We start from the raw sequence: 10567 nt of genomic DNA on the forward strand, positions 1-10567 counted from the left end.
CCCCGCCCGCCGCACCGCAACCCGTGCCGCCCGCCGAGCCCGCGCCACGGCCCGCGCCGCCCACGGAGCCCGCGCCGCAAACCCCGCCGCAGCCGCAGGCCCCGCCGCCGCAGCCGGTGTCCTTCGCGAAGACGCCCCAGGAAGCGCCGCGGCAACAGCCCGCGCCGCAGCCCGTGTCGTTCGCCAAGACGCCGCCCGCTCCCCCGCCGCCGCAGTCCCCGCCCGAGCCGCCCGAGGAGCGGACGGTACGCCGTACCGCCGTCTTCAGCGCGGCCGACGAGGGGCGGCACGGGGAGGCCAACGCGATGGCCGTCACCTGGGAGCAGGAAGCCCTGCGCGCGGGCGGCCCGACCTCGCCCGACGCCGTCCACTGGCTGGAGGTCCGGGCCGAACTCGCCCGCAGAGCAGGCGACTCGGCGCTGTCCTGCCGGCTCTGGCTGTACGCCGCCTCCTCGCGCCTGCAGTCCGGGCAGGACCCCGCGTCCCCGGAGGTCTCCGGCGCCGTGGACCGGGCGCACCACTGCTGGCACCAGGTCACGGAGGTCCCGGCGGCCCGCGAGCTGGGCGCCGCGCTGGTGGGCCTGCGCGAGCGCGCTCCGGGCGCACGCCCCGGCGCGCTGGAGGACGTGCGGCTGCGCATGGCCTCGCTCGACGGCGGCCGCCCGCAGGAGACCACCGGCGGCTGACGGACCGGGAGGCCCGGGGATTCCCAACAGCAGGACGGCCGGGGGCCGGTGCGGCGACGCACCGGCCCCCGCCGCCTTTCCCGCACCCTCCGCAACCGGCGCGGCACCCCAAGGCCCGGGCACGCCACGCCGGTCCGACGGCATGGGCACTGACGGGGCGTCAGCCCGCTAATCTCGACTCGGCATCACAAATGCCACATTTCACCGAATCCGGGTGACCACTCCCAGGCGTTCCCTCTGTCGCGGTCTCACCCGATGCATCCACAGAAAGGAGCCGAGAGTCGTGTCTCGCCTCTCTCGTCGCATCCCTGTTCTCGCCGCCTCCACCGCCCTCCTGCTCGGCGGCTCCCTGCTGGGCGCAAGCTCGGTGCAGGCCGACATCCTGCCGGCCCAGCCCGGTCAGCAGGCCGACCGGCAGCAGACCACCGAGCAGCAGTCGCAGGCCAACCTGGTCCCGGCCAAGCCGTACGGCACGGTCATCGCCAGCGCGCTGAACGTCCGCCAGTACCCGAGCACCGACTCCACCGCGAAGGGCCTGCTCAAGAAGGGCCAGCACCGCGGCCTGGACTGCAAGGTCAACGCACAGAACATCGGCGGCAACACGATCTGGTACAAGCTGCGGGGCGCCCCGGAGCGCTGGGTCACGGCCCGGTACGTCGACAACCACGGCCACGTGATGCTGTGCAAGGACAAGTACCCCTCGTCGCTGTCGAAGAGCCCCGAGTCGCAGAACGCCGTGGGCTGACCACCCGCGCGTCCTCCCAGGAGGCGGTGAGCCCGGGAGCGGGACGGTTGAGGCGTCCTGCTCCCGGGCTCACGCGTCTCCCGGCCCGGCCCGCTCCCGCCGGGCCGCTCCGCCGCCCCGGCCCGCACAGGGCCGGGGCGGCTTCGTCATTCCAGGGGCGCGCCGTCGACGTAGGTGGTGACGCCGTCGGCGAGGAAGCAGACGTGTCCGGCGGTCGCGACGGCCTCCTCCAGCGGGCTGGGGTACCACCAGGCTGCGTCGTCCAGCACGTTCCCGCCCGCCCGGAGGTTCCCGTAGGAGGCCCGGCCCTTGTAGGGGCAGACGGTGTGGGTGGCGCTGGGGAGCAGCAGTCCGGGGCGCACATCGGTGAGCGGGACGTAGAAGCGGTTGGGGAGCCCGGTCTCGGAGAGCAGCAGGGCGCGGCGGGTGTCGGCGACGGTGGTCTCCCCCGCCGTGACGCGAACGTGGCGGCTGGTGCGCCGGACGTCGACGCGGTGGTACGGGTCGCGGATGTGGCCCTGGACCTCCTCGTCCTCGTCGAACCAGGCGTCCATCGAGCTCCAGTAGAGCGCCGAGTGCCCGGTGAGCCACTCCGCCCCGGGAACGGGCTCGGGGTAGCTCCACAGGGCGTTCTCGGCGGCGCGGTCGCCGACGCGGACGGTGGCGTACCGCGCATCTCCCTTGAACGGGCAGTGCGTTCGGTGCTCGGTGGCCTCCAGCACCCGGTCGTTGACGTCGGTGTCGGGGATGTACAGCTGGGGCAGCAGGTTGCTCTCGTGCAGAAGCTTCGCCTCGGTGGTGTCGACCACGGTGCGGCCGGCGAAGAGCGCCCGTACGCGGCGGGGGAAGGGCTGCCACAGGAGCCGGTGCGCGGGGGCCTCGATGCGGTAGTTGGCGGTCTCGGGCGGCTGCGTCGAGAGCGGGCCGCCTCCGAGGGTGAGGGTCATGACGTCTCCTGGAGTGGCGGTCGGTCCGGGTTCTCCAGTGTGCGTCGCGCGGTGGCCCGGGGCAGCGGAAACGGGCCCCGCTCCGCCGGGGCGGAGCGGGGCCCGTCGGCCGGGGGCCGTCAGCGGATCTGGGTGCCCGAGACGGTGCGGGCGATGACCAGGCGCTGGATCTCGCTGGTGCCCTCGAAGATGCTGTAGATCGCGGCGTCGCGGTGCATCCGCTCGACGGGGTACTCGCGGGTGTAGCCGTTGCCGCCGAGGATCTGCATGGCCTGTGCGGTGACGGTCTTGGCGGTCTCGGCGGCGAAGAGCTTCGACATGGAGCCCTCGGCCGACTCGAAGGGCTTGCCGGCCGCGCCCATCCAGGAGGCGCGCCACACCAGCAGCCGGGCCGCGTCGATCTTGGTCCGCATGTCGGCGAGCTGGAAGGCGACGCCCTGGTTGTCGATGATCGGGCGGCCGAACTGGATGCGGGTCTTGGCGTACTCCAGGGCGACCTCGTACGCGGCCCGGGCGATGCCCACGGCCTGGGCGCCGACGGCGGGGCGGGACGCCTCGAAGGTGGCCATGGCGGCGTTCTTCACGCGCTCGCCGCCCTTCTTGGCGCGCTCGCGGGCGCGGGCGAGGCGCTCGTCGAGCTTCTCCTTGCCGCCGAGCAGGCAGTGGCCGGGGATGCGGACGTCCTCGAGGACGACCTCGGCGGTGTGCGAGGCGCGGATGCCGTGCTTCTTGAACTTCTGCCCCTGGGACAGTCCCGGGGTGTTCGGCGGGACGATGAAGGAGGCGTGCCCCTTCGAGCCGAGCTCGGGGTCGACGACGGCGACGACGACGTGGACGTTGGCGATGCCGCCGTTGGTCGCCCAGGTCTTGGTTCCGTTGAGGACCCACTCGTCCTTGGCCTCGTCGTAGACGGCGCGGGTGCGCATGGCGGCGACGTCGGAGCCGGCGTCGGGCTCGGAGGAGCAGAAGGCGGCGACCTTCACGTCGTCGGCGTCGCCGTACATCTGCGGGACCCAGGTGCCTATCTGCTCCTCGGTGCCGTTGGCGAGGACGCCGACGGCGGCGAGTCCGGTGCCCACGATGGAGAGGCCGATTCCGGCGTCGCCCCAGAAGAGTTCCTCCATCGTCATGGCGATGCCGAGGCCGGTCGGGTCGAAGAACTGCTGGGCGTAGAAGTCCAGGGAGTACAGGCCGATCTTGGCGGCCTCCTGGATGATCGGCCAGGGGGTTTCCTCGCGCTCGTCCCACTCGGCCGCGGCCGGGCGGATCACGTCGGCGGCGAAGCCGTGAATCCAGTCACGGACTTCCTTCTGGTCGTCATTCAGATCGAGCGCGAACGCCGGGTCGGCCATGGTGGCGACATCCCTTCGAGACTGCTATTACCGCAGGTAATCCCTGAATGGCAGCAGTCTGTTACTCGCCAGTAAGAGATGTCAACTCCCGGGCGGGCACACCCCCTCCCGGCATGCGGTGTTAGGTTTTCGCGGGGGAAGCGCTGAACAAACGGGGCGGGACGACGTGGGGCGAGGACGAGCACAGACCATGGGGACCATGCAGCAGGACGACCACCTGAACACTGCCGAACGCCGGCGCGGTGAACTCCTGGAGGCCGCCGACCGCGTGGTGCTCCGCGAGGGCCCCGGAGCGTCCATGAACGCCATCGCCGCCGAGGCCGGGATCACCAAACCGATCCTCTACCGGCACTTCGGCGACAAGGAGGGTCTGTACCGCGCCCTCGCCGTACGCCACACCGACGCCCTGCTCGACTCGCTGCGTGCCGCGCTCGACGCGCCCACCGAGCGGCGGGCCCGCGTCGAGGCCACGCTCGACACCTACCTGGCGATCATCGAGGCGCGGCCGCAGGTGTACCGCTTCCTGATGCACCCCTCGGAGGCCGACTCCGGCAGCGAGCGCGGCTTCGACGTCGGACGGCACTCGGCGCCGCTGCTGCGGCGGCTCGGCGAGGAGCTGGCGAAGGTCATCGCCGAACGCGTCGACCTCGGCCCCGGCGGCGACGAGCTCGCCCGCGTCTGGGGACACGGCATCGTCGGGATGATGTACGCCGCCGGCGACTGGTGGCTGCGCGAACAGCCCTGCCCCCGCGCCCAGTTGGTCTCGCACCTCACGGACCTGCTGTGGGGCCGGCTGGCCGGCGCCGGGAACCGCGCGGGCGGCCCCGGCTTCTGATCCCGCGGCCCCGGGCGGGGCCGCTACGCCCAGGCGCCCGGCGGGAGTTCCGTCGCGCCCGCCCAGTGCGCGCGACGGGCCGCGCGCAGGACGCGGCGGCGGCGCCCCCGGGTGGTGCGGTCGGTGTAGAGCAGGCCGTCGAGGTGGTCCACCTCGTGCTGGAGGCAGCGGGCGAAGTACCCGGTGCCCTCGACGCGTACCGGCGTCCCGTCCACCCGGTGCCCCTCGACCACCGCGAGGTCGTGCCGTGCGGTGGCGGCCTCCAGGCCCGGGAGGGACAGGCAGCCCTCGGGGCCGCGCACGGTGACCCCGCCGGTCGAGGTCAGCCGAGGGTTGAGAACATGTCCCAGGTGACGGCGGTCCTCGTCGTCGGGGCAGTCGTACACGAACAGCCGCAGCGGCACACCGATCTGCGGTGCGGCGAGACCGACCCCGTGGTGCGCGTACATCGTGGCGAACATGTCCTCCACGAGCGCGGCGAGCGGTTCCTCGGCGGCCTCGCGGGACGGGCTGTGCAGCCCGGGATCGCCGTACAGTCGCAGGGGACGTACGGAGCCGGAACCGCCGGGGATGCTGCCGCGTTGCATGAGGGCAAGGGTACGGGGCGGTGATCTTGCCTGGTGCCGCGGTACGGGGACGGAGCGCGGCCTCGGTAGGCTTCTCCCCGACCGAGGGGCAAGGAGGATCAAGGACCATGGCAGGTAACACGGAGCCGCTGTCGCCGCGTGCGCGGCTGGCCGTGACGGCCGGCAGGGCCGCGGCCGCGGTGTCGCGGGCCGCCGGCCGCGGCAGCGGATCGGTGATCGGCGGCAAGGTCGCGCTGAGGCTGGACCCCGACCTGCTGGCGCAAGTCGCGAATCACCTGGACGTGGTCCTGGTGTCGGCCACCAACGGCAAGACGACGACGACCCGGCTGATCGCCGAGGCGCTGCGCGCCAACGGCGAAGTGGTGTCGAACGCGCTGGGCGCGAACATGCCCGCAGGCATCACCTCGGCGCTGGCCGGGGGCTCGACGGCCCGGTACGGCGTGATCGAGGTGGACGAGAAGTACCTCGCGGGCGTCGCCAAGGACGTGACGCCGAAGGCGATCGCGCTGCTCAACCTCTCCCGCGACCAGCTCGACCGCGCCGCCGAGACGCGGATGCTGGCCGAGCGGTGGCGCGAGGGGCTGTCGGGCCAGAAGGCCGTGATCATCGCCAACGCGGACGACCCGCTGGTGGTGTGGGCGGCCTCCTCGTCGGCGAACGTGGTGTGGGTCGCCGCGGGCCAGGAGTGGAAGGACGACGCCTGGTCCTGCCCGGCGTGCGGCGGTGTGCTGCAGCGTCCCGGCGACGACTGGTTCTGCGCCGAGTGCGGCTTCCGCCGGCCGATGCCGAGCTGGGCGCTGTCGGGCAACTACGTGCTGGACCCGCACGGTTCGGCCTGGCCCATCCAGCTCCAGCTGCCCGGCCGCGCGAACAAGGCGAACGCCGCCACGTCCGCCGCCGTCGCCGCCGCCTTCGGCGTGCCGCCGCAGACGGCGCTGGAGCGGATGTACTCGGTGACCGCGGTCGCGGGCCGGTACGACGTGGTGACCTACCGCGAGCGCGACATCCGGCTGCTGCTGGCGAAGAACCCGGCCGGCTGGCTGGAGACGTTCTCGCTGATCGACGCGCCGCCGGCGCCGGTGATCCTCTCGGTGAACGCGCGGGGCGCGGACGGCACGGACACCTCGTGGCTGTGGGACGTCGACTACTCGCGGCTGGCCGGGCACCCGATCTGCGTGGTCGGTGACCGCAAGCTGGACCTCGCAGTGCGGCTGGAGGTCGCGGGCGTCGAGTTCGAGGTGTTCGACAGCGCGCAGGAGGCCGTGGACGCCTGCCCGCCCGGGCGCATCGAGGCGATCGCGAACTACACCGCCTTCCAGGACCTGCGCCGCGTCGTCGGCAACTGATCCATCGACCCGCTCAAGGAGTTGGCCAGCATGAGTGACAACAGCCTGCGCGTGGTGTGGGTCTACCCCGACCTGCTCAGCACGTACGGCGACCAGGGCAACGTGCTCCTGGTGGAGCGCCGCGCGCAGCAGCGCGGCCTGGGGGTGCAGCGGGTGGACGTCCGCTCGGACCAGCCGATCCCGACGTCCGGCGACATCTACCTGATCGGTGGCGGCGAGGACCGGCCGCAGCGGCTGGCGGCCGAGCGGCTGATCCGCGACGGCGGCCTGAACCGTGCGGTGGACAACGGCGCGATCGTGTTCTCCGTCTGCGCCGGGTACCAGATCATCGGCAAGGAGTTCGTGAACGACCTGGGTGAGCGCCAGGAGGGTCTGGGGCTGCTCGACGTCGTCAGCACCCGCGGCGAGGCCGAGCGGTGCGTCGGTGACGTCCTCGCGGACATCGACAGCTCGCTGGGGCTGCCGCAGCTGACGGGCTTCGAGAACCACCAGGGCGTGACCCATCTCGGGCCGGAGGCACGGCCGTTCGCGCGGGTCCACTTCGGCCAGGGCAACGGCACCGGGGACGGCACCGAGGGCGCCTGGCACGACACCGTGTTCGGCACGTACATGCACGGCCCGGTGCTGGCGCGGAACCCGCTGATCGCGGACCACCTGATCAAGCTGGCGCTCGACGTGAACGCGCTGCCGCCGACGAACGACCGCTGGTACGAGGCGCTGCGCCAGGAGCGGATCGCCGCGGCGACCGCGCCCGCGTGACCTGAGCGTCCGCCTCGCCCCGCCGCCGTCCCCGTCCGCCCGGGACGGGTGGCGGCGGGTAAACCGCCCCCCGACGCAGCGCGTTGCGGGGGCGGTTCTACGCTGGTCCGGGCAGATCGGCGCGAAGCGGGAGTGCAGGGATGGATCACGGCGGACACGGCATGAACATGGACCTTCCGCCGTTCACGCTGGCACGCGGGCTGGAGTTCACGGGCGACCTGTTCTTCCTGGTCGCCTGCCTGCTGGGGCTGGGACTGTACGCCTGGGGCGTGGTCCGGCTGCGGCGGCGCGGTGACCCGTGGCCGGTGGGGCGGACGGTGTCGTGGGTGATCGGCGTCCTGACGGTGGCGCTGGTGATGTGCACGGCGCTGAACGAGTACGGGATGGTGCTCTTCAGCGTCCACATGGTGCAGCACATGGTGATCAGCATGCTGTCGCCGATCCTGCTGCTGCTCGGCGCCCCGGTGACGCTGACGCTGCGGGCGCTGCCCGCCGCCGGGCGGGGCCGCAAGGGGCCGCGCGAGCTGCTGGTGGCGCTGCTGCACAGCCGCTACATGCGGGTGATCTCGCATCCGGCGTTCACCATCCCGCTGTTCATCGCGAGCCTCTACGCGCTCTACTTCACGCCGCTCTTCGACCTGCTGATGCGCTCGCAGGCCGGGCACATCGCGATGATGGTGCACTTCCTGGCGACGGGTCTGGTCTTCTTCTGGCCGATCATGGGCGTCGACCCGGGGCCGCACCGCCCGGGCTACGTGATGCGGATGCTGGAGCTCTTCGCGGGCATGCCGTTCCACGCGTTCTTCGGCATCGCGCTGATGATGGCCTCGCAGCCGATGGTCGACACGTACGCGAACCCGCCCGCCTCGCTGGGTGTGGACGCGCTCTCGGACCAGACGGCGGCGGGCGGCATCGCCTGGGCGTTCAGCGAGATCCCGTCCGTGGTCGTGCTGATCGCGCTGGTCTTCCAGTGGTACGTCTCGGACCAGCGGCAGTCGCGGCGGCAGGACCGCAGGGCCGAGCGGGACGGGGACCAGGAGCTGGCCGCGTACAACGCCTACCTGGCGTCCTTGCAGGCCCGCGGCGGGCGCTGACCCGCGGGGACGGGACGGGGCCGGCCACCCGGATGGCCGAGGGAGCCGCAGCGGGGTCACGATGGTGACCTGGCTGCGGCTCCTTCGCGTCGTGGAGGACCGGGGCCGTCCCGTCCGGGAGGAGGGTGACGATGGCTGGAGCGGCGAAGACGCTGAGCGTGGCCACGGTGGCCGGGCTGGTCGTGGCGACGGGCTACACGGTGGCGGTCGGCGGCAGCGGCTGGCTGTGGTTCGCCTGGATCGTGCTGGGCCTGGTGACGCTGGGGGTCGTCACGGCGCGCGACTGACCGTTGCCGTCAGTGGCGCGGGGTCCTGGGGACCGCGTGCAGGGCGAGGACGGCGAGGTCGTCCTCGACCGGCTCGGGGCCGAAGTCGTGCGCGGCCTGGCGCACCCACTCGGCGACGGCCATCGCGCCCATGCCCGCGCACTCGGCGAGGATCGCCGCGAGGCCGTCGTCGTCGTCCAACTGCCGGGTGCCGGAGCGGCGTTCGGTGACGCCGTCGGTGACGCAGAGCAGCGTCTCGCCGGGGGCGAGGTCGAAGGCGTCGGCGGTGAAGCGGGTGGTCTCGTCGATGCCGAGCAGCAGCTGTGCCGCGGTGACGGGGGTGACGCGGCCGTCGGGGGCCAGCCGCAGTGGTGGCGGGTGTCCGGCGCTGGCGAGGGTGCAGTGGGCGCCGCCCGCCTCGGGGTCGGGGACGAGTTCGCCGTAGACGAGGCTCAGGAAGCGGGGGCTGGCGTCCTCGCCGCCGACAGCGACGGCCTCCTCGCCCTCCTCGGTCATGACGGCGTTCAGCTTGCCCAGGACGGAGGCGACGCCGTGGCCGTCGCGGGCGAGGAGGCGGATCATCTGCCGGGTCAGGCCGGTGACGGACATGGCCTCGGCGTCCTTGCCCTGCACGTCGCCGAGGAGGAAGCTCCAGCGGCCGTCGCGCAGGGGGAAGAGGTCGTAGAAGTCGCCGCCGACGGTCTGGCCCCTGCCGTGCGGCTCGTACACGATGGCCGACTCGACGCCGGGCAGGCTGGCCAGCGAGGACGGCAGCTGTCTGCGCTGGAGGACGCTGCTGATGCCGGCCTGATGGGTGTACTGGCGCGCGGTGAGGACGGACTGCGCGACCCTGCGTGCCACGTCCTCGATCATGCGCGCGGCCGACCCGGTGACCTCGGCCGGTCCGGCGCGGCCGAGGACCAGCGCGCCCTGGCAGGCGCCGCCCGCGACCAGCGAGAACGCCAGCGCGGCGCCGCTCTCGCCGCCCCCGGCGTCGCCGGGCCAGGGCCAGGGGGTGCCGGCGGTGCGGAGCCCCGGCGAGGGGGCGTCGGGTTCCAGGGCGCGGCGCAGGGCCTCGACGCAGTGTTCGTCGGTGTGCCAGACGCGGGAGAGGCGCATGCCTCCGGCGGCGGTGCTGAGCCATACGCCGCACCAGTCGGCGAGGCGCGGGACGAGGAGCTGGCCCGCGAGGGCGGCGACCATGTCCTCGTCGAGCTGGCCGGAGAGGAGTTCGCCGGCCTCGGCGAGGAAGGTGTCGCCGCGGGGTTCGCGTTCCGCTCCGCGGTGCGGGGCGGGGCCCGTTCCGGGGCCGACGATGCCTTCCGCTTCGAGTTCCCGGTGCAGCGGTTCGGGCAGCGAGCCGGCGGGTGCGGCGGGCTCGGCGGCCCCGGCCGTCGCGGGGGTGAGGAGGAGGCGGAACCAGACGGACTTCTGGGTGCGCCGGTAGGTCACGCCCCACGAGTCGGCGAGGGCGCCGACGAGGTGCAGGCCGAAGCCGCGGCCGGCGCGGCGCAGCCCGGAGGGCCCGGGGACGCGTCCGGAGGGCTGCTCGTCGACGACCTCGACCCACACCTCGGCGAGGGCTCCGGCGGTGTCCGGCTCGTCGGAGACTTCCGGTGCGGGTTCCGGTTCCGGTTCCGGTCCGCCGGGGGCGGTGGTGACGGTGCAGCGGACGTCGATGCCGGTGCCGGCGTGCATCAGGGCGTTGGTGACGATCTCGCTGACGAGCAGGGCCGCGCTGTCGGCCAGCCGCTCCGCGCCGGGTCCGGCCGCGGGCGTTCCCGCGGTCCGGTCGGCGATGACGGCACGCACGAAGGAGCGGGCCCGCGACGGTGCGGACCGGCTCGCGGGCAAACCGGTCCGCGCCCCGGGGCTGCCCGGGGCCGGGGTGGGTCTGCGCACGGGAACTCCCACGTCGGAGGGGAACGAAACCTACTAAAGTAGGATACG

10 protein-coding genes and 1 pseudogene are annotated in these 10567 nt (G+C 73.2%); 7 read left to right on the forward strand and 4 right to left on the reverse strand.

Translation table 11 applies throughout. The features are described from left to right. Together HCC30_RS21520 and HCC30_RS21525 are read left to right on the forward strand one after the other, a co-directional pair. A pseudogene (locus HCC30_RS21520) lies at positions 1 to 686 on the forward strand (hypothetical protein); the annotation flags it as partial. A gap of 283 nt (positions 687 to 969) precedes the next feature. Next, entirely contained in the window at positions 970 to 1431 is a 462-nt protein-coding gene (locus tag HCC30_RS21525; RefSeq protein ID WP_169444285.1) for a hypothetical protein, read from the forward strand. Between the two features lie 146 nt (positions 1432 to 1577). Here the strand turns inward: HCC30_RS21525 and HCC30_RS21530 are convergent, their stop codons facing one another. After that, the gene (locus HCC30_RS21530) at positions 1578 to 2378 is read right to left on the reverse strand and encodes a DUF427 domain-containing protein (protein WP_169444286.1); all 801 of its coding nucleotides are present in this window, start codon (positions 2376 to 2378) and stop codon (positions 1578 to 1580) included. 119 nt (positions 2379 to 2497) lie between these two features. After that, a complete protein-coding gene (locus tag HCC30_RS21535) occupies positions 2498 to 3730 on the reverse strand; it encodes an acyl-CoA dehydrogenase family protein (protein WP_169444287.1) in 1233 nt (410 codons plus the stop codon). Between the two features lie 190 nt (positions 3731 to 3920). On the opposite strand from HCC30_RS21535, the gene HCC30_RS21540 reads away from it, so the two are divergent. Continuing rightward, on the forward strand, positions 3921 to 4565 hold the full coding sequence (locus HCC30_RS21540) for a TetR family transcriptional regulator (protein ID WP_169444288.1): 645 nt from the start codon (positions 3921 to 3923) through the stop codon (positions 4563 to 4565). A gap of 23 nt (positions 4566 to 4588) precedes the next feature. On the opposite strand, the gene def is transcribed toward HCC30_RS21540, so the two are convergent. Further along, complete coding sequence (def, locus tag HCC30_RS21545; protein WP_169444289.1) at positions 4589 to 5152, reverse strand: peptide deformylase; 564 nt, start codon at positions 5150 to 5152, stop codon at positions 4589 to 4591. Between the two features lie 107 nt (positions 5153 to 5259). Here def and HCC30_RS21550 point away from each other — a divergent pair, with 107 nt between their 5' ends. From HCC30_RS21550 to HCC30_RS21565, 4 genes are all read left to right on the forward strand, one after another. Next, on the forward strand, positions 5260 to 6498 hold the full coding sequence (locus HCC30_RS21550) for a MurT ligase domain-containing protein (RefSeq protein WP_169444290.1): 1239 nt from the start codon (positions 5260 to 5262) through the stop codon (positions 6496 to 6498). Between the two features lie 30 nt (positions 6499 to 6528). Next, the gene (locus tag HCC30_RS21555) at positions 6529 to 7257 is read left to right on the forward strand and encodes a glutamine amidotransferase (protein ID WP_169444291.1); all 729 of its coding nucleotides are present in this window, start codon (positions 6529 to 6531) and stop codon (positions 7255 to 7257) included. 140 nt (positions 7258 to 7397) lie between these two features. Next, entirely contained in the window at positions 7398 to 8351 is a 954-nt protein-coding gene (locus HCC30_RS21560; protein ID WP_169444292.1) for a cytochrome c oxidase assembly protein, read from the forward strand. Positions 8352 to 8482: 131 nt separating this feature from the next. After that, positions 8483 to 8638 (forward strand): hypothetical protein, encoded by a 156-nt coding sequence (locus HCC30_RS21565; protein WP_169444293.1) that lies wholly within the window; start codon positions 8483 to 8485, stop codon positions 8636 to 8638. A gap of 9 nt (positions 8639 to 8647) precedes the next feature. On the opposite strand, the gene HCC30_RS21570 is transcribed toward HCC30_RS21565, so the two are convergent. Continuing rightward, a complete protein-coding gene (locus tag HCC30_RS21570) occupies positions 8648 to 10519 on the reverse strand; it encodes an ATP-binding SpoIIE family protein phosphatase (RefSeq protein ID WP_346776741.1) in 1872 nt (623 codons plus the stop codon). Positions 10520 to 10567 lie beyond the last annotated feature (48 nt).

It is taken from the genome of Streptomyces sp. HNM0574, assembly GCF_012726235.1.
Lineage (GTDB): Bacteria > Actinomycetota > Actinomycetes > Streptomycetales > Streptomycetaceae > Streptomyces.